This window comes from Kordia algicida OT-1, from assembly GCF_000154725.1.
GTDB lineage: Bacteria > Bacteroidota > Bacteroidia > Flavobacteriales > Flavobacteriaceae > Kordia > Kordia algicida.
This window is the reverse complement of record NZ_DS544873.1, coordinates 464,874-490,711: the sequence shown is the minus strand read 5'-3', so window position 1 is coordinate 490,711 and position 25,838 is coordinate 464,874. Positions and strand designations below refer to the sequence as shown.

At 32.2% G+C, this 25,838-nt stretch carries 20 protein-coding genes, 3 tRNA genes and 2 pseudogenes; 8 read left to right on the top strand and 17 right to left on the bottom strand.

Features of this window, described 5'->3' with window-relative positions:
- Positions 1-49: 49 nt before the first annotated feature.
- Positions 50-1,690 (bottom strand): hypothetical protein, encoded by a 1,641-nt coding sequence (locus tag KAOT1_RS02180; protein WP_007093042.1) that lies wholly within the window; start codon positions 1,688-1,690, stop codon positions 50-52.
- A gap of 195 nt (positions 1,691-1,885) precedes the next feature.
- Positions 1,886-2,017, bottom strand: a pseudogene (locus KAOT1_RS23810) (IS256 family transposase); the annotation flags it as partial.
- Positions 2,018-2,080: 63 nt separating this feature from the next.
- On the opposite strand from KAOT1_RS23810, the gene tnpA reads away from it, so the two are divergent.
- From tnpA to KAOT1_RS22265, 4 genes are all read left to right on the top strand, one after another.
- Positions 2,081-2,425: an IS66 family insertion sequence element accessory protein TnpA gene (gene tnpA / locus KAOT1_RS02175; protein ID WP_007093041.1), complete on the top strand. Its 345-nt coding sequence runs from the start codon at positions 2,081-2,083 to the stop codon at positions 2,423-2,425.
- Complete coding sequence (gene tnpB / locus KAOT1_RS02170) at positions 2,413-2,766, top strand: IS66 family insertion sequence element accessory protein TnpB (protein ID WP_007093040.1); 354 nt, start codon at positions 2,413-2,415, stop codon at positions 2,764-2,766. The genes tnpA and tnpB overlap by 13 nt, the downstream gene beginning before the upstream one ends.
- 47 nt (positions 2,767-2,813) lie before the next feature.
- The gene (gene tnpC / locus KAOT1_RS02165) at positions 2,814-4,271 is read left to right on the top strand and encodes an IS66 family transposase (RefSeq protein WP_007093039.1); all 1,458 of its coding nucleotides are present in this window, start codon (positions 2,814-2,816) and stop codon (positions 4,269-4,271) included.
- 212 nt (positions 4,272-4,483) lie between these two features.
- Positions 4,484-4,654, top strand: coding sequence for a transposase domain-containing protein (locus KAOT1_RS22265; protein ID WP_083777270.1), 171 nt, complete (start codon positions 4,484-4,486; stop codon positions 4,652-4,654).
- A 168-nt stretch (positions 4,655-4,822) separates the two neighbouring features.
- Here the strand turns inward: KAOT1_RS22265 and KAOT1_RS02160 are convergent, their stop codons facing one another.
- The 4 genes from KAOT1_RS02160 to KAOT1_RS02145 all read right to left on the bottom strand — a co-directional run bounded on the left by KAOT1_RS02160 (position 4,823) and on the right by KAOT1_RS02145 (position 11,903).
- Entirely contained in the window at positions 4,823-7,318 is a 2,496-nt protein-coding gene (locus tag KAOT1_RS02160) for a T9SS type A sorting domain-containing protein (RefSeq protein WP_007093037.1), read from the bottom strand.
- 1,016 nt (positions 7,319-8,334) lie between these two features.
- Complete coding sequence (locus KAOT1_RS02155) at positions 8,335-9,009, bottom strand: hypothetical protein (RefSeq protein WP_157559998.1); 675 nt, start codon at positions 9,007-9,009, stop codon at positions 8,335-8,337.
- Between the two features lie 64 nt (positions 9,010-9,073).
- Positions 9,074-9,901 (bottom strand): DUF1963 domain-containing protein, encoded by an 828-nt coding sequence (locus KAOT1_RS02150; RefSeq protein WP_007093035.1) that lies wholly within the window; start codon positions 9,899-9,901, stop codon positions 9,074-9,076.
- 25 nt (positions 9,902-9,926) lie between these two features.
- Complete coding sequence (locus tag KAOT1_RS02145) at positions 9,927-11,903, bottom strand: AHH domain-containing protein (protein ID WP_162014329.1); 1,977 nt, start codon at positions 11,901-11,903, stop codon at positions 9,927-9,929.
- Between the two features lie 486 nt (positions 11,904-12,389).
- Between KAOT1_RS02145 and KAOT1_RS02140 the strand changes: the two genes are divergently transcribed.
- Positions 12,390-12,725, top strand: a complete 336-nt coding sequence (locus KAOT1_RS02140; protein WP_157559996.1) for a hypothetical protein — start codon at positions 12,390-12,392, stop codon at positions 12,723-12,725.
- Here KAOT1_RS02140 and KAOT1_RS02135 read toward each other — a convergent pair.
- From KAOT1_RS02135 to KAOT1_RS23650, 3 genes are read right to left on the bottom strand one after another with little or no spacing between them, the layout of a single operon-like run.
- Positions 12,708-12,980, bottom strand: coding sequence for a hypothetical protein (locus KAOT1_RS02135; protein WP_007093032.1), 273 nt, complete (start codon positions 12,978-12,980; stop codon positions 12,708-12,710). The genes KAOT1_RS02140 and KAOT1_RS02135 overlap by 18 nt on opposite strands.
- Positions 12,977-13,435 carry a hypothetical protein gene (locus KAOT1_RS02130; RefSeq protein ID WP_238528673.1) on the bottom strand — a complete coding sequence of 153 codons (459 nt, stop codon included), beginning with the start codon at positions 13,433-13,435 and terminating at the stop codon, positions 12,977-12,979. The genes KAOT1_RS02135 and KAOT1_RS02130 overlap by 4 nt, the downstream gene beginning before the upstream one ends.
- A gap of 40 nt (positions 13,436-13,475) precedes the next feature.
- The gene (locus KAOT1_RS23650; RefSeq protein ID WP_262494770.1) at positions 13,476-13,607 is read right to left on the bottom strand and encodes a hypothetical protein; all 132 of its coding nucleotides are present in this window, start codon (positions 13,605-13,607) and stop codon (positions 13,476-13,478) included.
- A 933-nt stretch (positions 13,608-14,540) separates the two neighbouring features.
- Between KAOT1_RS23650 and KAOT1_RS23770 the strand changes: the two are divergent.
- Positions 14,541-15,353 (top strand): annotated as a pseudogene (locus KAOT1_RS23770) (recombinase family protein); the annotation flags it as partial.
- Positions 15,354-16,095: 742 nt separating this feature from the next.
- Here the strand turns inward: KAOT1_RS23770 and KAOT1_RS02120 are convergent.
- The 4 genes from KAOT1_RS02120 to KAOT1_RS02105 form a co-directional block, all read right to left on the bottom strand.
- Positions 16,096-16,169: transfer RNA gene (locus KAOT1_RS02120), tRNA-Arg, on the bottom strand.
- A gap of 23 nt (positions 16,170-16,192) precedes the next feature.
- Positions 16,193-16,267 (bottom strand) — tRNA-Pro (locus KAOT1_RS02115).
- Positions 16,268-16,293: 26 nt separating this feature from the next.
- Positions 16,294-16,375: transfer RNA gene (locus KAOT1_RS02110), tRNA-Ser, on the bottom strand.
- A gap of 148 nt (positions 16,376-16,523) precedes the next feature.
- Entirely contained in the window at positions 16,524-18,614 is a 2,091-nt protein-coding gene (locus KAOT1_RS02105; RefSeq protein WP_007093028.1) for an HD family phosphohydrolase, read from the bottom strand.
- Positions 18,615-18,999: 385 nt separating this feature from the next.
- Between KAOT1_RS02105 and KAOT1_RS02100 the strand changes: the two genes are divergently transcribed.
- The gene (locus KAOT1_RS02100; RefSeq protein WP_007093027.1) at positions 19,000-20,178 is read left to right on the top strand and encodes an acetyl-CoA C-acyltransferase; all 1,179 of its coding nucleotides are present in this window, start codon (positions 19,000-19,002) and stop codon (positions 20,176-20,178) included.
- 31 nt (positions 20,179-20,209) lie between these two features.
- A complete protein-coding gene (locus KAOT1_RS02095; protein ID WP_007093026.1) occupies positions 20,210-20,956 on the top strand; it encodes a C40 family peptidase in 747 nt (248 codons plus the stop codon).
- 387 nt (positions 20,957-21,343) lie between these two features.
- On the opposite strand, the gene KAOT1_RS02090 is transcribed toward KAOT1_RS02095, so the two are convergent.
- The 4 genes from KAOT1_RS02090 to KAOT1_RS02070 all read right to left on the bottom strand — a co-directional run bounded on the left by KAOT1_RS02090 (position 21,344) and on the right by KAOT1_RS02070 (position 25,555).
- Positions 21,344-22,132 (bottom strand): patatin-like phospholipase family protein, encoded by a 789-nt coding sequence (locus tag KAOT1_RS02090; RefSeq protein ID WP_238528672.1) that lies wholly within the window; start codon positions 22,130-22,132, stop codon positions 21,344-21,346.
- 64 nt (positions 22,133-22,196) lie between these two features.
- A complete protein-coding gene (locus KAOT1_RS02085) occupies positions 22,197-23,747 on the bottom strand; it encodes a Do family serine endopeptidase (RefSeq protein WP_007093024.1) in 1,551 nt (516 codons plus the stop codon).
- Between the two features lie 29 nt (positions 23,748-23,776).
- On the bottom strand, positions 23,777-24,262 hold the full coding sequence (locus KAOT1_RS02080; protein WP_007093023.1) for a hypothetical protein: 486 nt from the start codon (positions 24,260-24,262) through the stop codon (positions 23,777-23,779).
- Between the two features lie 345 nt (positions 24,263-24,607).
- Entirely contained in the window at positions 24,608-25,555 is a 948-nt protein-coding gene (locus KAOT1_RS02070) for a YfdX family protein (protein ID WP_162014328.1), read from the bottom strand.
- Positions 25,556-25,838: the final 283 nt, after the last annotated feature.

Below are 25,838 nucleotides of genomic sequence, written 5' to 3'. Positions count from 1 at the left end.
TGGGTTTGCATCAAAAGCTGAAGTAAAGTTACAACTCCATTAGCATCTTCTAAATACCTATTTGCCAGTTTCCACTTCTGTTTACAGGAGCACTCCAATAATTATAATTATAAAGATTTACAGTTCCTTGCTGACGTATTCTTAATTCTCCTGTTCCTGAATTAGAAGTTGTACTTGTATGGTTTTGAATTAATTGAGCTTCTCCTAAAAGATCAATAGTTCCATTAACTTCTATTTGATTTTCTACTTCTAATAATATATCATCAGAAACGGTAATAGTTCCTCCACTTTCTACTTCTACTTCTCTTACATGTGCATCGAATGTTAGTGTACCTGTAGCTCCTGATTTTACTGTAAATTTCAAACATTCATCTGTGTTATCAGGCGCATTGGCTGTTCCTGAGCCATTGAAAAAAGAAGTTCCATTCCAAACGATCTGATCTAAGTAACGAAGTGTAAAATAATCTCCATCTGTAAACGAAACTCCTGTTGCTATTGCTGTTGTTCCAACTATTGTTAAATCATATACAACAGGAGAACTAAAATCACTATCATTATCAACAACCAATTGTAATGGTTGACAACTTTGTTTTCCTGATAAATCCATTCCCGTAATATCAAAGGCAACAGTAACCGTTCCTAAATCATTTACTTTACTTACACGCCATTTTGAGCTTAATTGCTCTGTGTAATTTATAGGGTCATTTGAAAAAACATAGGTAGGATCTTTAGTTTCTTCTCCCCAAAATAGAAAATCTCCATTAGATAGCGCGGAAGGTGTATTCATCCGTACAATTCCTGTTCCTCGTGAATCTGTATGGTTTGTTCCATCCATTGCCTGACCAATTCCTGCTACATCGTGATCGAAATTTCCATTTCCAGAATCGTCTTGGGTGTATAAATCATTTACAGATAATGTTTCTCCATATTTGGCAGCTAAATAATTATCAATAATTAATCGTTGAGCAGTATTTACTTTAGTTCTAAAAATAATTAATTCCGTAACATCACCAGCAAATCCATTTGAACCTGAAGTATTTGCTCCTAAATTAAAGCGTTGAGAAGCATGAGAACTATAGGTAGAAGTATTCGCTCTACTTTGTAAAAGGCTTTCATTTCTATACAATTGTTTTCCTGAGCTTGGATGTGCATCGTAAGACCAAATGGAATATGAGGTTAATCCTGTTAAACTACCAACTTGTATTCTTGCTGAACTACCACAGCATGTCCCTATATCATAATAAACAGTTCCTGCCCACGGAATATGATTAGAAAAACGAGTACTACCGACTAAAGGATCTGTAGTATAAACAGATGACGTTTGAGTTGTATTATCTGCTTTGGTAACTATAAATGAAGATGCTTGATTCGTTACAAAGTTAGATGTTGTTAACGTTAACCCAGTCCTTAATCTATTACTTCCATTAAAACTAACCTCGTCATACCCATTAACTGCGTTTGTAATTAAAGTAGGTCTTTGTGTTCCTGTTTCACTTATGTCTAAAGCAGAAATCCCCGCAGAATTTGTCCAACTATCAATTAAAGATCCTGTTACTGAAATTCCATTATCAGGACGATACCAACTAACAAGGCTCGAAGTTCCATCATTAGTTCCCACTCCTCCTGGTCCAGTTTGAGCAAAAGAATACAGACTAATAAGAAAAAAGAGTAATGGTAGTATAGTTTTCATAATTTTAATCTTTTACTAACAAAGTAACATTACTTCAAAAAATTTTTACAATGAAAAGTGTTAATTCAAAAGTGAATATCGATAAAATGCACATTATGTCGATAAAATGACACTTAGGAAAATTAAGAATTTAAGACGAAGTCTTTTATATTAGAATAGCCTCGTCCAAACTTAATCTTAACTTTCTACTTCTTCCTACATCTGCATTCTATCTTTATAAAGAATCAAGAATTGATTGATAATCATTCCCCTTTGTTTTATTGGTTTTTTCCAACTCTTGGTTGCTCTCACTATTTCTAGGTAGATTATTTTCATGGTTGCCGCATCTATTAGTAAGCATTCGGCAAACTGCGTATTTCATATTTCAGAAAAGGTTTTTAAGTTTGTTGCATGATTGAGAAGGAATTAAAAAAACAAGAAATGTATGCTTTTATTACCGCTTGTCTTTCAAGTGGAGAGAAGCCCTACAGCTATTGTAAAAGACATGAGATGAATTATGGTGCTTATAGATATTGGCTTGCAAAATACAAGCTAGATCAATCTATTGCTACTTCAAAAAAGGAAGATTCTTTATCTAAAGCATCCAATTTTATCTCTTTAGAGGTCATTTCAGAATCCTCTATTTCTTCGCCTATTGAGATTCAGTATCCCAATGGGGTTTCTCTTCGTTTGAATTCGGCTATCGCTACTAATGAATTACGAAACTTAATAAATATACTTTCATGTTTGGACTAGGCATTTCCCATCGTTTTGAGTTGTATAGTCAACCCGCAGATATGCGTAAAAGTTTTGACGGCTTATGCGGATTGATTAAACAGGAGTTAGCGAGTTCCCCTGTAAATGGTACTGTTTATATTTTCGTAAACAGGTATCGTAATAAAGTGAAGCTATTGCAATGGCAAAACGGAAGTTTTGTCTTGTATTACAAACGCTTAGAGTCTGGTCGTTTTGATCTTCCTGTGTATGATGCTAATGTGCAAAGCCTGTCTTTGAGTTATTCCCAATTGGTGTTGTTAATAGATGGTATCGCCATTACAAATATAGACCGTAAAAAACGATATGAATTAGCGATATAATGTGTAAAAAATATTGTTAGTTAGAAGATAAATACTTATTTTTAAGTATGCCAATAACCAAGGAATCTTCTACAGAATATCTTTATGTGAAACGCTCGCAATATGAACAGTTAAAGCGAGAGTTAGCAGAGTTAAAGCGGCTTATCTTTGGTAGTAAAAGTGAACGGTTTGTTCCTAACACAGATGCACTTCAATTAGGATTATTCACAGAAGCGTCTAAAGTTACTAATGAGTCTGAACAAACACAGATTAGTTATCATCGATCAAAAACTAAAAAACACCCAGTACGCTTACCATTAGCTTCGCATTTACCAAGAGTTGAAGAAATTATTGAACCAAAAAATATTGTAGATGGTAGTATTAAAATAGGCGAAGAAATTACAGAAATATTAGAATACAAGCCATCAAAAGTATATGTTCGTAGAATTATTCGTCCAAAATATGCGTTACCAAACCAAGCAGGAATTGCTATTGCCGCACTTCCAAGTCTGATTTTACCAAAATCCAATGTTGGAGCTGGATTATTAGCCCATATTTGTGTCAGTAAGTTCGTGGATCACACTCCTTTTTATCGACAAATACAAATTTTAAAACGAGAAGGCGTTGTTGTAGCAATGTCTTCGATGACAGGCTGGTTTTCTAAAGGAGTAATACAGTTGGGAGTTCTATATGAAGTGCTTCAAAAATTAATACTACAGAGTCAGTATCTGCAAGCAGATGAAAGTCCCATTAAAGTTCAAGACAATCATAAAAAAGGAAGTTTGCATACAGGATATCATTGGGTATTCCATGCACCTGTAGATGGGTTGGTATTATTTAAGTATGATTCTAGTAGGTCTGCTAAAGTTCCAAAAGATTTTTTACAACAATTTAGCGGAACATTACAAACAGATGGCTATAAAGCGTACCAAAATCTAAGTACCAAACATCCCATAAAACTCTTAGCCTGTATGGCACATGCTAGACGCTATTTTGAAAAAGCACTTGATAATGATAAATCAAGAGCCAGCTATGCTATGGAGCAAATCCAACAACTATATGCCATAGAGCGAAAAATAAAAGAGCGTTCTCTAAACACGCAGACCATAAAGCGTTACAGAGAATTATATGCAAAGCCAATTTTAAAAAAACTACATGTTTGGATGCAACAAGAGTATCCTAAAGTACTGCCTAAAAGTGCCATTGGAAAAGCTTTTGCGTATAGTTTAAACTTGTGGGATAAGCTAAGCGCTTACACACAAGATGGAAAGTATCTGATTAATAACAACCTAATAGAAAATGCAATTAGACCCTTGGCACTTGGGCGCAAGAATTACCTCTTCGCAGGCTCTCATAAAGCAGCACAAAATGCAGCTATGATGTATTCTTTCTTTGCTACTTGTAAAATCAACGATGTAAATCCGTATAAGTGGCTACATGATGTCTTTGAGAGATTACCAGAGCATAAAGCTAATAAATTAGAAGAATTACTGCCACAAAATTGGAAAAATCCAGCAGTAGATTAAATTGTTAAAAAAATACCTTTTTCTTAATAAAACCTTCCAAACACAAAGAATACATTAAAATCAGACAACTATCCAAGAACTATAAAGTTCTAGGTTTCTTCTTGTCAGTAGATTACAAATTTTCATAACCATCTTTATGTAAAATACACGAATACAAAATCATTTTTGATCTCGCAATACGAGTTTTACCGAAAGATTACCAAAATGCAACCATGATGTATTCTTTCTTTGCAACCCGTAAAATTAATGATGTAAATCCGTATGAGTGGTTGCATGATGTTTTTAAAAGACTTCCTGAACACAAAGCCAATAAACTACACGATTACTGCCACAAAACTGGAAAAATAATAGCACTGAAAAGTGTTAAGAAAATGGCATTTTGATAACAAAACCATCTGGAATCTGAAATTTCATATAAGTTCAAGATGGTGCACTTACCAAACTGACTGATCTTCACCCAAATATTACGAAGAACCAATTTCGCACGAACCTCAAGTATAAGCTTCTAGAACCAATAGCTTTTTAATTAGTACTGAAAAAAATGTGTTTTTTTAGCCTTTAATAAGTTTTTGAGTCTGAGTACCAAAAGAAGTTTGAATTTTTACAAAGTAAATTCCTTCAGTCAATTCTTTTATATTTAGTTGGAATTCTTTAGTAAAGTTTGAAAGTTTTTTAGAACTTATAACTCTACCATTTATATCAAAAACAGTAATATCATTTATAGAAGATTTACTTTTGATATTTAATAAGTTTTTTGCTGGATTAGGATATAAGGCAAAACTATCTTTATTAAATTTATTAACTGATAAATTTGTAGTGTTTTCATACCAAACAATTTTGTGAAATCTAGAAGTAGCAATAATATCATCAATTCCATCTCCATTAATATCTGCACTATTTACAATTTTTGGTCTATCTAAATTTTGCGATATAATTTGTTTGTTTCCAAAAGTCAGTGATGAAGGATTTAGGTTTTCATACCAAACAACTTCATTCAAAGTACCATATGTGTCTAGTGTTAAAATATCCTGATCTCCATCACTATCTAGATCGGTTGCACAAATAGTATTATTTTCATCAATTGGAAAATTCAGATAGCTTCCTAAAAACACTTGATTTTGATTGTTAGCAAAAAGATTAGCACCAAGCAAATTACTCGCAGTTAAGACATCATCATAGCCGTCATTATTCATGTCTTCTGTATGAATAAAACTGCCAATTGCACTACCACTACTATTACTTAAATATATTCCAAATGCATTCCAAGTGGTAGCGTTGTTATTATTCTTATACCACATTATATCTTTATCTTGTGCTTCACAAGAGGCAATATCAATAAGACCGTCATTATCAAAATCTCCTAAAGAAATAGAAGTAACCCCACCTGCAAAATTTGTAATTATATTCTGAGTTCCAAAATTTCCTAAGCCATCTAAATTTTCATACCATGCGATTTTATCATCATCATTAGATGCAGAAATCACATCTAAGTCATTGTCATTATCCAAATCAGCCACTAATACAGCTGAGCCATTAACAATACTGGTTGAAATAATATTTTCTTCTCCGAAATTTCCAAGACCATCTAAATTTTCATACCAAGAAACGCGACTACCAGTAAATGTAGTGATAGAAACAATGTCTAAATCACCATCAGAATCTAAATCGCCTACAGCCAGATATGTTAAATTCTCAGCAATGGAAGTAATGATTTTTTGAGCTCCGAAATTCCCAGTTCCGTCCAAGTTTTCAAACCAAGAAATCTTTCCGTCATCATACGAGCACACCAAAATATCTAAATCATTATCCCCATCCAGATCATGAGCGTTGGCATATTCAGGTTCGTCAATACTATAATAAAGGTTCGTAGGTGTTACAAAATTTCCTGTGCTGTTTTGATTCTTCATCCATACAATCTGGTTTGATGCATCAGATATAAAAACGATATCTAGCGAATTATCCATATTAAGATCTGCCAGTAAAGGTTGTTTAGGGTATAAAGTTTGTGTGTGAACTTCGTTCGTATCTGAAAAATTACCTAATCCATCTAGATTGCGAATCCAAAATACGTCGTTATACACTCTTCTTATTCCAGCAATATCAATATCTCCATCATTATCAATATCTCCACAATAAAAAGATGAAATTCCTAGAAGTGTAGAATTAATGACAATTTCATTGCCGAAATTTCCTTGACCATCCAAATTTTTATACCATGAAATTTTATTTTGAGTGGAAGAACTAATCACTAGATCTTTATACGTATCTCCATCTACATCAATAACACAAAAATCTGCTTTATTTTGTGACGAGCCTGGTCCAGTATGAATGTATTGCGGATTGTTATATCCAAAACTCCCTTGACCATCATAATTTTCAAACCAAGCAATTCTATTATCTGTTTCTCTAGAGCCAATAATGTCCATATCACCATCATTATCTATATCAGCAGCGACGATCTTATCTACCCCATAAAAACCCAAAGAAAATTGATTTAAACCTGAAGAAAATGTATTATTACCCAGATTTTCAATCCATGCGATACCGCCACTTCCATAAGCAGTAATTACATCTAAATCATTATCTCCATCTATATCAGCTAAATAAACATCTCTTGAAGGATCTGAACTGATATCTTGAATCAAAATTGGCGCACTAAACGTACCCAATCCATCTAGATTTATAAAAGCTTGAATTTTAACAGGAGAAGAAATATTTGACGCAGTAACGAGATCAATATCTCCGTCATTATCTATATCGCCAGGATAAACCGATGAATTAAAACCAACAGCCCCTACAAAATGTTTTTCGGAATAATTGCCAGTACCATCCAAATTTTCAAACCAAACCAATTCTAGAGGGTTTTTATTAGTAGAAATCAAATCTAAATCTCCGTCTCCATCAATATCAGCAAATTTGACTTTATTGGGTTTTCCAGAGTTAGTTTCGTCAATAACAATATGTTCGGTTAGTGTTAATTGAGCTTGTACTGTCGAAAAATTTAGAAAGAAAAAAAAAACAAATAAGTGATGTAATTTTGATTGCATGCAGTATAATTTAAGGGGGTAAATTACTAATTAAAAATAAGAAAAACAATTATACTAAAATATAACTCATACGGTGGTCTATTGTAAGCATTCTACACCCCGTATCCCATATTTGATGTAGATTTATTAGGATCTATTTTAACATAATATCTTATATGTTAAAATACACGAATACAAAATCATTTTTGATCTCGCAATACGGGTTTTACCGAAAGCTTACATCTATTAGAAAAGAATGATTTATCTTTTTTTGTTCTTTCGAATTCTTCTCTTTTTGTTACCCATAAATCTACTTTTTACTGTGGATTCATTTTAGGACAACACCAATAAAAACTCGCAACAACTTGCAACAAGAATCAATGTAAATCCCGCAACAGTTTGCAACAAAACTGCAACAAAACAGAAAACCTCAATCATTACAATTGAGGTTTTCACTTTCAGAATAATTTTAGTTTTACGATAATATAGAGGGATTTTAGGTAAATTATTCTGTTACTTTAAATAAAAATAATAGGCTATTAAAAAAAATACTACTTCGATGATTACTGCGGAACAAAAACCCGCAACGAACCAACCGAAACGATCAATTTTTTTCATAGATATAATTTTTAGTTATTTTTGTTTAGGTAGCAAAGCGGACTAACTAACCAATTGAAAGAACCGCTTTGCCCTAAACAGCAGGATTTGCCTTAAATCCTACATAAAACACGTCTTGAATTATTACACTCGTATTCGGTAAAGTGCAAGTAAGGATATAAAAAAAGTTATTGTTCACGACGTGTTTTTTTTAATATTTAGCTTTAATCATTGTAATTTTCTTCTTTGAAATAGGAAAAATAAGAGGGTTGTGATGAATGCTATTAGAACTATATACGAATACTTATTAAGTTTTATTTTTAAGGAACTCCACGACATTAATTCAGAAGTATTTTGCTGAAAATAGATGCTTGTATACAGAAATAAGACAGCAAGTGCAACCAATACGATTTTTAAGAATATAGTTTGCTTTATCATTTTTAATCAGTTTTAGGTTCAGAAAAATGTTTTCCGCTTGTTAACCATTCGCGTTGTAAGCCAGTTTTTTGATTGAATTCTTTTTGTTCTTGTGGTGTTGCGTAATCGATTACGAATTGCTGAGAACCATTATCAAAATATGTATACTTTCCTTTGGTTTTTAGTTCATTTGTTAAATACGTAAATTGAGAAAAAAATGAATCAGCTATGTAGTTCACTTTTTCTAATTTCCATTCCTTTTTAATTCCATTGACTTTAAAACTCAGCCATTCAAAATTGTCTTTATCAATACTTAAACTCATATCAGTAAAAGATAATTCTCCTTCTGTAATTTCTCCCATTCGCTTCATTAATGTAATGTACTCACTACTTTGATCAATAAATTCTAAATCATACCAAATGCATTTATTCGTGTATGGAATTATTTCTTTTTTTTCTTCATCATATTTTCTTAGTCCCATTCCATAATACAGTATCTCATAAGGGTTTTCTTTAATGCTCTTTTTTATATCATCTCTTAAATCATATTCAACGAAAGATTGTAACCCCTTTAGCATCTCATCTTCGGTTACTTCTCCGTTTAATTTATATCCTAACGACTCTAAAACTTCTAGTTGTTTTTCAAAAGGAACTTCCAAAATCAAAATATCCTCTATCAAATTTTTATCTGTTTTCACATTAGGCTGACAACTGAAAGTAATTAAGATTAGTATGAGTATAATGTTTCGCATATTTTTTCTTTTAACTAGATTGGTAGACTAAAACAACTTTTTCAAAAGCTTTATTTTTCAAATCATTTTTTGTGATTCCAAAGTATAAAACTCCTGTTTCAAAATTTGTAAAAGATATATTTTCATCTTCCAGATCTATTTGTAAAATCAAAACAAAATCATCTTGAATAGTTGAAATTTCTTGTTGTTGACTTACATTTAGTTCATCATATTTGTCATAACCCAAATATTTCAATGCCCACCAATATTTAACCGTTCCTTGGGTTGCTTGCGGTTCTCCTAAAATTTGATGCCCTATTTCTAATGTCTGCTCTGTGATTTCACAAATTTCTTCATAAATTGATTCAATAACGTCATCATCTATTGTGTCTTCTATTTCTAATCTTGCTTTTTCTTGATAACTTGGAAAGGTATAATGTTCAAAAAAAACTAGACTATTCTCAGTAAAAACAGCATTGGAAAATTTAATTTCTGATATCAAAATCTTGTCAGTTGAAGTTTCTGAATAAATAACTTTGTAATCGTTAAATTCAAATCTTGTTGAATTCGGGTTTATAAAAAAACACAATATTCCATTACTTGGTAATAGTTTATATTTATCAAATAACTTTATTTCTGCTAAATGTATTTCACATAACATTTTGAATTCGTTATTTGAATTTAAATCAGGTTTTGAATTTTTATATATGCTAGGAAATCCACCAAATTTTGACTGATTATTTTTTTTTCTTGAATCAACGCTAATCCTTAAACCGATACTGTGCTTGATAATTCCCTCTACAATATTAAATTGTAAAGGGAATGAATCTATGATACTTTTTTTTATTTCTTCGTACATTTTATAAATGTTTTTCTTTTACAATTTAGAAAATTAAATCATTAAAATGAGTGTTAGGATTATTAATAATTGCACTTCTAATCTGTTCAACAAGCTCATAAACTTTTTGGTAAGCTTCGTCTACATTAGGGTTTGTAGAAAGAATTTCATCTAATTTGTTTCTCACTCTAGCATTATAAATATTATGATTTGGTTGATTTCTCCATGCAGCAACTGCTATTCCATTTAATGCTTCATTCATATGAAAAGCACTGCCTGATTTTGACGCAAGTTGTACTACTTCATGGCTTCTGTTCGCCCAAGGAATTAGATGATGTGCTTGTCTTGCGTCACCTACAGCTAGCCCTAAAACTTTTCTAAGTTGTGATCTTCTTCCAAATTGAATTATTCCTTCATTAGTTATTTTCCAAACTAACTTAACTCGAGTATTCATATCAAAAGCTGCATTGACAACTTTTAACCCCATTTTAGTTCCTGCTGTAGCCCACCCAACAAGTGGGAAAGCACTTGCATAACTTAAAGAAGCATTAACTCCATCTCCTTCAATAGTATATAACACTCCGTTCGTTAAATCGGCAACTTCTCCAATGATTGGGACTAATCCAAATACATCTAATGTAATGTGTAAAACTTCTTTTGAAGTTTCATAATAGATACAAATGTCTGACCAATCAGGATGATTATATCTTAATACTGCACATTTTATCGTGAAGTAATTTATTATTAAATCATGATTGCCTATTGAATAATCTGAACCATCATTTACTGAAATATCTAACTGAGGTAGTACTGTAGTCAAGAAATCTGTATCTAAATCATTATCTATTTTATCGCTTCTAAAAGCTGCTATTATAAATTTAATCACTTTTAACTCAACATTAACCTCATCTTTTAACATTCTTATAAGCTCTAGTATAAAAGAATCTACAAACGGATTATTAATCTCTTGATTGTAAAGTACTTCTAGTTCTATCCTGATGTCAGGATTTTCAACTAGCCAATTAATTAATTCATCATCCATTCCTTCAATATCAGTAATACTATTTAGTATAACACCAGTATCACCATCATTGCATGGATCAAAAACATTTCTTTTAAACATCGTTGTTGATACATCTGAATTTCTTTGCGCTAGAATATTTCCGTTACAATCTCTTATTATCAATGGACTTCCCTGACAGCATTCTACTCCTTGTGGTGGATGACCATTAGCATCTCCACCACAACCACATCGCTCATAGCTAAATGTTAGCCCACAATCTCCATTGGAATCTGTATATTGAGCACTACTATCTGGATCTCCATTACCAACGTTTACAGGATCTTCATTTGTATTGTCATTTGGGATTCCTGTACTACTATCTGAACCGCTTGAACTTGAACCAGTATTTGTGTCGCCATTGTCATTTGGTTCTTGATTATCATCGGGACAAGGTGAAAGCTGCCCCTGATCGCTAGTTATTGTCCCGTTTTCAATTGTTATAGAACCTATTAAATTACCACTAGCATTAAAGGTTTCGATTGTTCCATTAAATTTTGAAATATCTATTGCTCCAGTTTCTTCATTTATCGGAAATTCTCCTGAAAAGGTATATTTTAAGAAATACTCGTAACTACCTTCTGCCTTTTCCACAATAACAAGGTTTGTAATTGTATGTAAAGATTCATTAGGTGTAATTACTTTAAATGTATGTTTTGTATTTGTTTCATTTACAACCACAATTTCTTTTGAAGTATCTACTGTTCCTAGTTCATCATTTTTTAAAAAAGATTGTGAATTATTTAATTTGATGCTCCCTTTTTTAGTACTTACCGTAAAGGTGTTGTTTGTTCTATTCTTAATAAAATTAATAGCAGAGATAGAAACATCATTTCCTCTTTTGTACTGAACTTTCAAATTTTTGGAAACGGGATTTTGCATTTGTTCTGAAACTCCAAATTCATCATTACTACAAGAGAATAAACATAGCAACATTATGAAAATAAAAAGATGCTTTTTCATATTTATTAGGTTATTTAGATTATGCCTACTCTTAAAGGGTTTTCGGCTACGCCCATTCTTAAAATTGATTTGCAATACAGTTTTAAGGAATAGGGAAACACTATACATACTCAACCACAAAGAACCATGAAAAAAATCAACTATGTAAGAGGAATCTTCCCTTGATTTTAGGGGAATATTCATGTATTTAATACACGATGAAAGCATGTATTATTTTAGTTTTTTACTATATTGAAACTTTTAATAGTTTTTACATCAAAATAGTATTACCGCAGTCTTTAGTTTTTTGAATTTTAACTAACCTTATCATAAAAATAACTTTAGTAATACTATTTAAAAGTAAATATCAATCAAATATATAAATAAAGTTATATTTTAACAACAAAAGTTGTTTGTTTTTTTGTTATGTCAGAAATTGGAAAGCGTTTTAAGGAGTTAATAATTGCAAATAATGATTCAAATAAATCATTTGCAACCAAGATAGATGTGAACGCAAATTATATTTCCATGATGATTACAGGACGTAAACCCATTAGTGATTCTATTCTTTACAGTATCAAAAAAGAAATTCCGAATTTAAATGAAGAATGGTTGTTGCAGGGTAAAGGAAGTATGTTTTTAGCACCAAATGATGTAATTACAAATGAAGTAGATGACGTATTCTCTAGAATTTCGGATGATGAATTTGCGATATATTTTGCGAAACATAAAGACAGATTACTTAACAATGAAATTATAAAGGTTATCATTGAAAAAGCTGCTTCAGAACTTTATATAAATAAACTGAAAGAAGATATAAAAAAGTTATCCGATAATAGTTAGGAGAAGTTCTTTTTCTTGTTGTTCTAAAATAATATTGTGAGTGATCTTGTGTTTGATAGACTTTAAAATCTGTATTTGCTTTTCATCTTTTTTTAATTCAGCTTCATAAATATCAATCACACCTTTTTTTATAAAATCAATTTCACTTAATAGTAATTGACTGAATTGTTCATCAGATAAATTTCCTGCTTTATATTTTTGTAGTTCCTGTTTGAACTTACTGATACGTAATGCTAACCTTTTGTTCTTTTTCACAGCTTTGAATCGATTTTATGATTTACAAATTCTAAGCCTTCATTTAAGAGCATTTCTTTATAGTCATGAATTTGCCTGAGATACTTTAAATAACCTTTGACTTTATTCAAAACTAACATACTAACAAGTATAACTAATATTCCAAAAAAGGTATAAGCTAAAAGGTTATAATCTACATTAGGAATAAAAACCCAACTAATAAAAAATATTGAAGACATTAATGGCGATAGTAAACTTAATTTTAAATGCCTGAAAGTAATTTTTGGATCATTCTTTTTTCCTAACACATATATAATTATAAAAACTCCAAGTGCAGTAAATAATAAACTTCCATGAGTTCCTGCTGAATATAAAAAACGATGCACACTTGTATATCCAAAAAACTTATCTTCCAATGGCTCATCTGGAATAATTACATGAATAAAGGGCAATACACCACTCAAAATGATAAGCATATTACCCAAAAATTCATAAGTAAAAACTTTAGTTGTTTTCTTAATTTCCTTTTGTAGTTGGTGTCTCGACTTTGTCTTTGTCGATTCCGAAATGTTCTGTTTCATTGTCTACACTTGTTGGTGTACATGCAAATACTGACATGCATGCTAAAATTGCGATTAACTTCTTCATGATTATAGGTTTTCTAATTAAAATTCAATAAGAAAATTACTATAATCTTTTTTTTGATTTACTATTCCAACTAAAAATTTCGAGAATAGTTATAAAAATGATATTTAAGTTTAAGGGAAGTATAACAAAAGTAATAAAATATTTACAATGGTAATGTAGTAAGTCTGTAAAATTTGTATAGTTTTTAGTAAAGAATTGTTTTTATGGAGAATCAAAAAATTCTATTTTTTTATCAATCTCATAAATTCAAAAGAGTTTTATAATGTTCATTTTATATAAAAATGATTAACTATGTTATAAAAATTACCTAGTAATTATCCTAACTTCTTACTTTTTTTCTTCTAAAATTCAAAAAATACCCGTCTTTATCCGACCTAATCCGACCTAATCCGTCACAATCCGACCAAACAAATTTATTTTTTTATAAAATTTGTTTCCATTAGAAAAAGAGTGAGAATGCTATCGAATCGTTCAGAATTGTACACAATCATTCAGAATCGTGCAAACACTATTTTTTTTCTAATAACCTTTATGGAAAATATAAGAAGTTTTAAAAATAAAATGACAATAGCAATAATGATGTAAGAATGCTATAATTCTCAAGATTTTAAAATTGTAGGATTTTAACTGTTAATTAACTAAAAACAGTTTGAATAGGTTTCAATTCTTTGTAATATTGAAATCTATGATTTCAACAAATTTTACATATATCAAAAAGAGAATTACTCATTGCTACGGTCTTACAATTACAAAACTGTGTAAGATAGTTCCTTTTAGTGAAACATGTAAAAGACATACAAACATTAAAAACAATTACCGTTGAAGAATTAAAAAGCTTCGAGGGTTTTGCTGATGTATCTATTGACGAAGCTCAGCACATTATACAGACATTAAAAGAACTTTCATTATTAACTCATAACATCGTTTCAAGTCATGCAACATCTGAATCAATTTCAAAGTTTCGCAAAGCGAAGTAAGCACCAAACCATCCGCAATAATAAAGCGGTTATCTACACAAGAGTTTCAGATATAAAACAGCGAGATAATACAAGTTTAGAAAGTCAGTTAAAATATTGTAGCGAATATGCAGATAAAAACGGTATGGAAGTTTGCGGTTATTTTGGTGGAACAAATGAAAGTGCCAAAACAGATGATCGTAAAGAGTTTCAACGTATGCTAACGTTTGTGAAGAAGAAAAAGATAGCCAATATTATTGTGTACAGTACAGATCGTTTTTCAAGAGCAGGAGAAAGTGCCATTCATACACTTGCTAAAATACGTCGTATTGGAATCAATTTAGTTGCAGTTACTCAACCCGCAGATACGCAAACTTCCACAGGGCGTTTTTATCAAAATCTAAACCTATTATTTAGTAAATATGATAATGACCAACGACGCGATAAAACTATTACAGGAATGCGTCATCGCTTATTGAATGGTTATTGGATGGGAACTGCACCAATTGGTTACAAGAATACAAGAGATGAAAAGAACATTCCTATCATTGTTCCTAGTGATAAAGCGTCTTTAATTCGCAAAGCTTTTGAGTGGAAAGCAAACGAAGACTTATCTAATGCAGAAATTGCGAAAAGATTAGAGAAATATGGACTTAAAATATATCGTCAACGCTTGACAGATGTATTTCGCAATGTAGTGTATTGTGGATTGATTTCTCACAGTTTATTAAACGATCAAGTAGTAGAAGGAAAACACAAACCAATTGTATCGAAAGCGTTATTCCTAAAAGTTCATGGAATCCAAGAAGCAAAGAATCATAAATCAAAACACAACAAAGCAAATGAGAATTTACCTTTAAAAGTATTTACTAAATGTGAAGCTTGTAAAAGTCCATTGACAGGATATTTAGTAAAGAAAAAGAATATCTACTATTACAAATGTAAAACTGTAGGCTGTTCATGCAACAAAAATGCGAATGATCTACATGATAAGTTCACAGACATCTTAAATCTATATCAGATTGATGAAAAATTAATTGCTCCACTAAAAACTCAGTTAAAATATACGTTTGAATACTTCAACACATCGAATGAAGACAATATAGCACGTTTAAAATATAGTTTGAAAGGTATTGAAGAAAACATCAATAAGATCGAAGAACGTTTTGTAATCGGAGAAATAGATGGAGGTTTATACCAAAAATATGCTAAGAAATACAAGGGTGAAAAAGAAGGAATTGAACAAGAAATCCAAAAAAACAGTTTAGATAGTTCGAACCTTGATATTTACATTGACAATTCATTAGAATTACTCTGTAACTTGCACAATATTTGGAGGTTAGGAAATTATAATGAAAAACAAAAGTTTCAAAAACTCATGTTCCCCGATGGAATCACGTATGATCGAAAAAAAGATGTAGTTCGAACCACTAAAGCAAATTCAGTATTTGAATTAATGCGCTCACTTTCAATAAGTTTCAACAAAAATAAAAGCGGACAAAAAAACAAAAATGTTAATTTGTCCGCTCCTGTGATCGCGACAGGATTCGAACCTGTGACCGTCTGCTTAGAAGGCAGATGCTCTATCCAGCTGAGCTACGCGACCTAATCATTTTTTTAAATTATTTGTCGGGGTGGCAGGATTCGAACCTGCGACCTCCGCGTCCCAAACGCGGCGCGATAACCGGGCTACGCTACACCCCGAAATAATTTAAAATAATTCCAAAAAGCGGAGAGACCGGGATTCGAACCCGGGCATCCCGAAGGATGACAGCTTAGCAGGCTGCTGCATTACCACTCTGCCACCTCTCCAATATTTTTTTGATTAAGAACTTATACAATTGTGAAATTGCGGTTGCAAATGTAACTGTTCATTTGGTATTGCGCAACTATTTGTCTACTTTTTTAGTCTTTTTTCACTATTTTTTTTACAATATTTTAATTTTCAATTAACTACCTTTTATTCTGGATATTCAATTCGTAAATGATAGATGTTGTTTAACTTCTTTTTCAATACTTTTTTGATGGTCACAATTTCTTTTAACGTAATATCTGCATTCATAAATTGTTGCTCATCCATTTGCTTATCTATAATCCGCTCAACAAATTGATCAATTTTTTGTGATGTGGGCTCTTTTAAACTTTTGGAAGCAGCTTCTACCGAATCTGCCATCATTAAGATTGCCGTTTCTTTCGAAAACGGAATCGGTCCAGGATATTGGAATTTTTCAATAGCAATTTCTTCATCCAATTCTTTTGCTTTTTGATAAAAATAATACACCGTTGAAGTTCCATGATGCGTACGAATAAAATCAATGATTCTATCTGGTAATTTGTTACTTTTTGCAATTTCAATTCCATCCAAAACATGATCGATAATCATCGCAGCACTTTCATCTGGAGCCAATTCGTCATGTGGATTTACCGAAGTTGCCTGATTTTCTATAAAAAATGTCGGATTGTTCATTTTGCCAATGTCGTGATACAACGCTCCTACCCTAACTAACATTGTGTTTGCGCCAATTTCACTTGCTGCGGCTTCCGCCAGATTTGCCACTTGTAAAGAATGATGAAAGGTTCCTGGTGCTTCATTTGCGAGTCGTTTCAATAGTTTGGAATTGGTATCTGAAAGTTCTAGCAGAGATACATCAGACACAAGTCCGAAAATCTTTTCATAAATATATATTAACGGTTGAACAAATAGCGTTGCCAATCCGCAAAGCATAAATTGCATGACGTAAATCCAAATAACATGTACTTGCCCTGTTTCGTTTCCGCTGAATACTTCCGTAAATTTAATTCCACCTTCATGCGTAATGTAGAATGCAAAATACGCTACGATATAGATCAAAGTAATCTGCCCGACAGAAATAAAGAGATTCGCACGCTTATATAGCTCAGAAACGGTAAGAATGGTTACGATTCCTGCGATAATTTGTAAAAAGATGTATTCTGAACTGTTTGGCACTATAAATCCTAAGAGCAATACCGTTAATACATGCGCAAATAACCCCAATCGTGCATCAAAGAATGCTTTAAGAATGAGCGGTAAAATACATAACGGAACTACATACACATAGTTTGCATTGTATTTGACCACCAAAGTCGTCAGTACAATCATGAATACAATATTCATAAAGATAAAAGTGACTTTGTTGTTGTTTTCGTAGATATCTGGACGGTATTTTCGAATGAATAATAATAACATAAGCAATGCTAATGCTACTAGAATGATGTATCCAAAAACAATCCAATTATAATTTGACTCGTTCCAAACTTGTGATTCGTATTCTTTTTTTAGGGAATTTAATTGTGCAAGCTTCTCGCCTTCCACTACTTCACCTTTGGCAATAATTCGGATGCCTTCTTGCACATTTCCGCGTGTGTACGCAATAGTATTTAGTTCTTGTGTAAGTACATTATTGGTAATTTCTTGATTGACTTTTACATTCGTCTCTGCAATTTCAAAAAAAAGATTATATAGCTGTGTTTCATAATTCTCCAGAGCTTCTTTGGCTACAAAATCTTTGATATACTTTTGAATATTACTCAGTTCGATAAAATTATTGTAACTCACATTTTGCTCTACATTATCTTTTATCAAAACGACCAATTGATCTGTTTTAGAATCATCTGCAGTATCAACAATTCCATTTTTGTAAAAACTATTTAGCAGCTTTTTAGTTTTGTATTTTAAATTTTCAAAAGCACGTGTTCCTGCCAGACTATCGTAGTTAAACAACTCATTAAATTGTTCGTCAAAATCATTTTTTACAGCTTCAGCAACCTCGGTATTGTAATCATAATATGTTTTAGCTTTTGCCGTAATTTCAGCTCTTTCAATTTCGATTTCTTCTTTTGTTTTGTTTATTGGGAAATCAAAAGGTGCAATAAGTGTTTCATATTGCCAAGGTTTCCCTTTTTGAAATTCGTATTGAAATTTTCCTCCTTTCGGAAAAAGGTATACCACCAACACCGTTGTGAGTATGTATAAAAAGATTTTATACACAAACGATTGGTTTTGATATAACTTAGTAATGATCTGCTTCATTAAACGAATATATGTTAATATTCAAAAGTAATAAAATTAAGCGTGTCTTATTATTGAACTCATCTTGACTTTTTATTTTTAACCTAAAATGAGTTAAAATTTGTTCAGATAAAACTATTTTTAAAAGGCATAGCATCGCTACGGATAAGAAAATAGCTGAAATATGGGCGAATTTTAGCCGTTTTTTAGGAAATAGAAAAAGTCAAGATGAGTTCATTGCTTAAATTGATAATTTATACGGATATCTTCTAAAAAATAATTAAATTCGCAGTCAACTACCTTGAAGCAAGTTTGCAAGGTATCTAAAGGAAAATAATAAAAACATTTCGTCGCAAGCGTCGAATCATTTAAATCTCGATTATCGAGTAAATTATAAGCAAAAATTATGAGTAAAAAAGTTGTTATTGTTGCAGCTGCAAGAACTCCGATAGGAAGTTTTTTAGGTGCATTATCCACTATACCAGCTCCAAAGTTAGGAGCTACCGCTATTAAAGGTGCTTTGGCACAAATAAATTTAGCTCCAGAACACGTACAAGAAGTGATTATGGGAAATGTTGTACAAGCTGGAACGGGACAAGCGCCTGCAAGACAAGCCGCAATTTTTGCTGGAATTCCAGATACGGTTCCATGTACTACTATTAATAAAGTTTGTGCCTCAGGAATGAAAGCCGTAATGCAAGCTACACAAGCAATTGCTTTAGGTGATGCTGATATTGTAGTTGCTGGAGGAATGGAAAATATGAGTTTAATTCCACATTACTATCACGCTAGAAAGGCTACGAAATTTGGTCCTGCCACTATGGAAGATGGAATGCAAAAAGATGGTTTGGTAGATGTGTACGATAATGTTGCGATGGGCGTTTGTGCGGATGCATGTGCTACAGAATATGAATTTTCAAGAGAAGATCAAGATGCCTTTGCCATTCAATCATACGAACGTTCGGCGAAAGCTTGGGCAGAAGGAAAGTTTGCAAAAGAAGTGGTTCCTGTTGAAGTTCCACAACGACGAGGAGAACCTATCATTGTAAGTGAAGACGAAGAATATAAAAACGTAAAGATGGAAAAGATTCCTGCATTACGTCCTGCATTTACAAAAGACGGTACCGTGACTGCCGCTAATGCTTCCACAATTAACGATGGTGCAGGAGCAATGGTATTGATGAGTGCCGAAAAAGCTGCTGAGTTAGGATTGACGCCTTTGGCAACAATTACAGGATATGCTGATGCTGCTCACGAACCAAAATGGTTTACAACTGCACCAGCAAAAGCACTTCCAAAAGCATTAGCAAAAGCTAATGTAAGCTTAGATGAGGTTGATTATTTTGAGTTTAACGAAGCTTTTTCTGTTGTTGGTTTGGCAAATATGAAAATACTTGGATTGACCGACGACAAAGTAAACGTTAATGGTGGAGCCGTTTCTTTAGGACATCCGTTGGGTTGTTCTGGAGTACGTATTTTAATTACCTTAGTAAACGTTTTAGAACAAAATAATGCAAAAATTGGAGCTGCAGCCATTTGTAATGGTGGTGGTGGTGCTTCTGCATTGGTTTTAGAAAGAGCTTAATTTCCAATAAAAAACATCCTTTTTTAAATACATGCAATACGGAATTTGCAATTTGAGTATTGTTCCGCTTCGTGCTGAACCAAGTGATATGAGTGAACTTGTATCACAAGTGTTGTATGGAGAACATTTTAAAGTTCTGGAACAACGCAAGAAATGGAGCAGAATCCGTATTGCCTTTGATAAATATGAAGGTTGGATAGACAATAAACAATATTTAGAAGTTTCTGAAGAAATCTATAAACAGAAAGACAGTGAAGATTTAATTTTATCGTCTAATTTGGTAGAGTTTATTTCAGATGAAACCCAACTCATGCCTATTCCTATTGGTGCAGTTTTAAATCCGTTGGCATTGCTTTCACATCAGCATGACGGTGAAACTGTAAGCGGCATTCTTCCCAAAGAAAATATTATTAAAACTTCGTACATGTATTTGGGCGCACCGTATTTGTGGGGAGGAAAAACACCTTTCGGGATTGATTGTTCTGGTTTTACCCAAATGGTGTATAAGTTGAATGGCTACAAACTTTTACGAGATGCTTCTCAACAAGCGACACAAGGTGAAGCACTGAGTTTTATTGAAGAAAGTGAACCTGGCGATTTGGCATTTTTTGACAATGAAGAAGGAAATATTATTCATGTAGGTATTATTATGGAAAATAATTATATCATTCATGCACACGGAAAGGTTCGTGTAGATCGCATTGACCATTCTGGAATTTTCAATGTAGAAACCAACAGACATACACATCGCTTACGTGTGATTAAGAAGATTATTTAGTCTTACAACATATATTTATAGCACGAAGAAACCCCGCAATTTACGAGGTTTTATATTTTATTATTCTTATACCGTAACTTGACTGAATTCTTCATATAATCAGATCAAGGAGTGACAAGATAGATTAAATATAATTTGAAATTTCAAAAAACGAAAAACGCAAGCAAAGTGACCAAACTAGCAACTAGCAACTAGCAACTAGTAGTTGGTTAATTTTATCGCACCTAATTATCAGTAATTTACAAAATAAGGAGTCCAAAAAAGGGTCGATTTCTATGCTTTTCGGTACTCTGAAACGGTACTTTTTTGATATCAGTAATATCAAAGATAATCCGATTGCTAGAGTTTCCATATCCATAAACATTAGAATCTAAAAAAATTATGTTTTTACTTCACTTGTAACCAATCATCTAATTTCCTATTAGCACAATCATAACCAATAGTAAATGCCTTATCAATACCTTTCTTATCTAGTGTGCCTATTTTTCCTAATTCTTTTGGCTCAAAAAGTAAATCTGGTACACAAAGTTTGTCCATTGCATTTGCATGAAGCATTAAAAGGTTTGCCCTTTGTGAAATTTGAAATGCATTCTTTACCTGCCCTTTTCCTATTTCCCTGTTAGAGGTTGCATAACAACCTATTATAATATCACTATGGTCAATCAAAGGTTCTACTGGAAAGTTGTTCATTATTCCACCATCCGCATAAATCTGCCCATCAATACTTACTGGACTAAAAACTGGAGGCAATGCTGCTGAAGCTAAAAGAGGACGGAACAACTCTCCTGAATTAAAAAATACAGGCTTCCCTTTTAATAAATCAGTTGCTACAATAGTCAGTTTTTTTTCTAACCCTTCAAATCGATTGGAATTAAAAAACTCATCAAAAAAAGTTAAGTATTTATCAGTATCAAATAGCCCTGGTTTATTGATAGTAACAAAATTATACTTTAATAAGGGAGTTTCTTTGAAGAATTGGAGCATATCTTCTACTGTTGCTCCGTCGGCATAAAGACCACCTACAAGAGCCCCGGCACTTACTCCTGAAATAAAATCTGGATAAATATCTCTTTGTGTCAATGCTTTTAGAATACCAATATGAACCATTCCTTTTATTCCACCTCCAGAGAGTACTAGTCCTAAATTACTATTGATTAAAGTTTCTAGTTTCATCATTTTTAAATTTTAAAAGAAAGGGGCATCATGCCCCTTTCAAGTTAAATTAATGAATATTAAATAGTTATGAATTTAACCCAATGGCATAATAATATTTACCAGGCATATCTTCATAAATCCCCTCTAACATTACACCTCCTTTTTTGTCTTTCAAGGCGTTCATAACATCTTCTACGTTCTTGATACGTTGACCGTCAATATGTGTAATGATAAAACCTTCACGAAGCTGAGTGAATTTCTTTAATTTGCCTGCATATAATGTGGTAACCTTCACACCACTATTAATACCTAGTTTTTCTGCTTCATTTTCATCTAAGGCTTCTAACTCTGCACCTAATAAGTTAAGAATTTTGGCATGTTCTTTCTTTTTCAACTTGGTGCTTCCAATTCTATTTTGCAAGGTTACCTTATATTCTTTTTCTTTTCCTTTTCGATTTACCAGCAAGGTTACAGCATCTCCAGGTCTTTTAAGAGCAATTAGTTCTTGTAACTCTGGAGAAGTTTTAACATCACGATCATCTACTTTTACAATAACATCTCCGTTTTTTAATCCAGCTTTGTCTGCTGCTGAACCATCATTGACAGATGCTATAAAAACACCTTGAGTTAAGTCTATATCCTTTTCTTTGGCTAACTTACTGTTAAGTGTTGTAATATTTACACCTAACATACCACGCTGTACAGCACCATATTTTAATAAATCTTCAACTACTTTACTAACTATGTTACTCGGTACAGCAAATCCATATCCGTTATAAGTGCCTGTTCTAGTTGCTATTGCAGTATTAATTCCAATTAAATCACCGTTGAGATTAACTAAAGCACCACCACTGTTTCCTGGATTAATAGCTGCATCTGTTTGGATAAAGCTTTCAACGGCAAACTTATCTTGATTTACATTAATATTTCTTGCCTTAGCACTAACTATACCTGCGGTTACAGTTGAGTTTAAGCTAAAAGGATTACCTACAGCTAGTACCCATTCGCCGACTTCTACATCATCAGAATTAACAAATGATAGCGCTTTTAGATTATCTTTCTTGATTTGAAGTAATGCAAGATCGGTTGATGGATCGGTTCCAACAATTGTAGCTTTATAAGTATCGTTATTGTGCAAAGTTACTTCAATTTCATCTGCATTATCAATTACATGATTATTGGTTAGAATGTATCCCTTTTCATTGACTATAACACCAGAACCTGTTCCTACGATAGGCATTTCCTTTAGCATCTGTTTTTTTTCAGAGTTATAAGGTTGTTGTGGTAGATTGTTATGATATTTTTCTCCAAAAAATTGTCCAAATGGACTCTGACCAAAAAACTCACGAAATGGATCAGGAAGTTCTCGGTACTGAAACATTTGATTACTTCCTGCTGGCATCATTTTCTTTGCTGAAATGTGTACCACGGCATCTAAAACCTTTTCCGTTGTTTTTGTAAAATCCAATGGTGTAATTTCACCTTCTGCATTAGCCGCATATAAAACTTTATGAGCTCTTGCTGCATTAATGTGTTTTATGGCTACTTCCTGTTTTCCAAAATAGTGATAGCCTCCAATTACCCCGAAACTAATAACTAATGATATAATTGCCGAAATAAAAACTGACTTTTTCATCTTTTTTGTACTTTATTTATCTTATGTATTTATATACTATCTTTTTCTTTGTTATTGAAATCTGAACGATATTTTTCTAAGAACTTTTTCTGTCTGTCCATCATTCGTTTGTGAAATTTATCTAATTCCATAAAGTCCATTCCAAAATCACTTTCAAAAAAATCATCATTGAAAAAATGATTTCCGAAGAGCGAATCTTGCCCAAAAAGATCTCCAAAACCTTGATCTTTGAAAGTGGAGAACCGTTGGTAGAACTTCGACTCAAAATTGCTTAATAAACTATCCTTATCCATAGTAGTTAAGTCATTTAATGTATCATTTGATGACCATGAATAAATACTATCATAGCGAATCAAATTTCCGTTTTCATCAAATTCTTTATCTACTTTCCATATTCCCTTTGGTTCTTCTTTTTTGTCTGCTTCTTTGGAAACAGTATTAACTTCTTTGTCTTTACTCTGACAACTGATTAAGCTCAGAAGTATTGTCATTAAAATTGCTATGTATGATTTCATTTTTTTACTATTTGGTTCAACTCTTATAAATTTTAGACTTTATACAATCCCCCAGTTTCTTGCAATTTAATTAGTCGATTTTGATGGAAAACTTGGGATTTTCGTTCCCCATCACTATACCATACACATTCCACATAGGTATCGTTATCTACATAACCGAAGACGGGTTCTTTTTTTGAAGTATATTTTAGTATCTCCATCTTATGAGTTGCATTATTTCCTTTTACTCTAACCCAATCTCCTGCTTTAAATTTTCGAGACATCTTTTTTTAATTTTTAAAGAAGGGCAGTCATTTATCACTGGATTGCCCTTCGTCATTGTCCAACTTAAACATCATAAGCACCTTATGATATACGCTCTTTGAACTCACTTAGTTTTGCTCTTAATTTTTGGAGTAATCCTTTTTCGTCAGTGTTAGAGGTATTCTTTACCACTTTACTAATTTCTTTTACCGCATTATTAAGTTCTTTAAATTCCTTATCTTTCTTACCGTATCCTAGCGCCTCAGCAAATTTTAACTCATAAGAGGCATTCTCCAATAATTGTTTTGCAAGTTTCTGATCAAAATCCTTTTCTTGAACGGTTTCATCCAATTTCTTAAGAATATGTTCTGCTCTGATCAGTGGCAAAGGGATACGTTTTTTTTCAACTACAATAGTATTTAAGGTAGCATTCAAGAATGTACTTGCTTCTTTATACTTCTTTTCTTTTGCTAATACTAAGGCTTGCTTTAAGGCTATTCGGTATGTAGCTATAGGAAGACTGTATGTTTTAATTTCGATTTCACTTTTTAATCCGTCTAGGAGTTGTGCAGCTTCCTGAATTCTTCCATCATCCAATGCTTCTTCAGCCAAATCCTTTACCGCCTTAATACTAGATATATCAGCAATCAAATCATTTGTTCCAATTTCAAAGTCTACTGGTGCTAAGGCTAATTCTGGATTTAATGCTGTTATAGCTTCAGCTTTTCCTATACCCAATTCAATAGAATTCTTTGCCTCTACATAACTGCTATCTGCAATAGATGTTATTGCTTTTTTAGTGGCATTTACTACATCTGTAGCATCCTTCATCAATTCATCACTCCCTAGTCTAATATTATGTTGAATCTCAGCATCAAAAGCTTCTTGAAATTGTGCTTTTGTAAAATAATGCTTTGCTTCTGGCACAACTCCTTCAATACTTTCTTTATCAGTGTTTAAGGCTACACTCTTGTTTTCTGTTTTATCTTGATTGCAACTCAAAAAGAGGATAGCCAACAGCGTTAATAATCCAAATTTTAAGGTTTTCATTTTTAAAAGTTTTTTGGAGTTAAACATTAAATTATTAAGAAAACTTTATTTTTTTTGTCTTGTTTTATGATTTTCATCAATAAACCAATACATTACGTAAAACGGTAATGAAATAACAACTAAGACTAGTGATAATAGCTTTTTTGGCTTAACTTAGTTATTACATTTTTCATTTTAATAAGGTTAATTTTATTTAATTAAGCTACTTTTAAACTACGTTTTTTACTTGCATTTTTCATTTTTGCAATATTGACTTGTAATAATCCATTTTTCATTTTTGCAT

What these genes read in the sequence shown, in the direction of transcription:
- KAOT1_RS02180 (WP_007093042.1), bottom strand. Translation starts at nt 1,690, where the DNA reads ATGAAAACTATACTACCATTACTCTTTTTTCTTATTAGTCTGTATTCT.
- tnpA (WP_007093041.1), top strand. Translation starts at nt 2,081, where the DNA reads ATGATTGAGAAGGAATTAAAAAAACAAGAAATGTATGCTTTTATTACC.
- tnpB (WP_007093040.1), top strand. Translation starts at nt 2,413, where the DNA reads ATGTTTGGACTAGGCATTTCCCATCGTTTTGAGTTGTATAGTCAACCC.
- tnpC (WP_007093039.1), top strand. Translation starts at nt 2,814, where the DNA reads ATGCCAATAACCAAGGAATCTTCTACAGAATATCTTTATGTGAAACGC.
- KAOT1_RS22265 (WP_083777270.1), top strand. Translation starts at nt 4,484, where the DNA reads ATGATGTATTCTTTCTTTGCAACCCGTAAAATTAATGATGTAAATCCG.
- KAOT1_RS02160 (WP_007093037.1), bottom strand. Translation starts at nt 7,318, where the DNA reads ATGCAATCAAAATTACATCACTTATTTGTTTTTTTTTTCTTTCTAAAT.
- KAOT1_RS02150 (WP_007093035.1), bottom strand. Translation starts at nt 9,901, where the DNA reads ATGTACGAAGAAATAAAAAAAAGTATCATAGATTCATTCCCTTTACAA.
- KAOT1_RS02145 (WP_162014329.1), bottom strand. Translation starts at nt 11,903, where the DNA reads ATGAAAAAGCATCTTTTTATTTTCATAATGTTGCTATGTTTATTCTCT.
- KAOT1_RS02130 (WP_238528673.1), bottom strand. Translation starts at nt 13,435, where the DNA reads ATGCTTATCATTTTGAGTGGTGTATTGCCCTTTATTCATGTAATTATT.
- KAOT1_RS23650 (WP_262494770.1), bottom strand. Translation starts at nt 13,607, where the DNA reads ATGAAGAAGTTAATCGCAATTTTAGCATGCATGTCAGTATTTGCATGT.
- KAOT1_RS02105 (WP_007093028.1), bottom strand. Translation starts at nt 18,614, where the DNA reads ATGAAGCAGATCATTACTAAGTTATATCAAAACCAATCGTTTGTGTAT.
- KAOT1_RS02100 (WP_007093027.1), top strand. Translation starts at nt 19,000, where the DNA reads ATGAGTAAAAAAGTTGTTATTGTTGCAGCTGCAAGAACTCCGATAGGA.
- KAOT1_RS02095 (WP_007093026.1), top strand. Translation starts at nt 20,210, where the DNA reads ATGCAATACGGAATTTGCAATTTGAGTATTGTTCCGCTTCGTGCTGAA.
- KAOT1_RS02090 (WP_238528672.1), bottom strand. Translation starts at nt 22,132, where the DNA reads ATGATGAAACTAGAAACTTTAATCAATAGTAATTTAGGACTAGTACTC.
- KAOT1_RS02085 (WP_007093024.1), bottom strand. Translation starts at nt 23,747, where the DNA reads ATGAAAAAGTCAGTTTTTATTTCGGCAATTATATCATTAGTTATTAGT.
- KAOT1_RS02080 (WP_007093023.1), bottom strand. Translation starts at nt 24,262, where the DNA reads ATGAAATCATACATAGCAATTTTAATGACAATACTTCTGAGCTTAATC.
- KAOT1_RS02070 (WP_162014328.1), bottom strand. Translation starts at nt 25,555, where the DNA reads ATGAAAACCTTAAAATTTGGATTATTAACGCTGTTGGCTATCCTCTTT.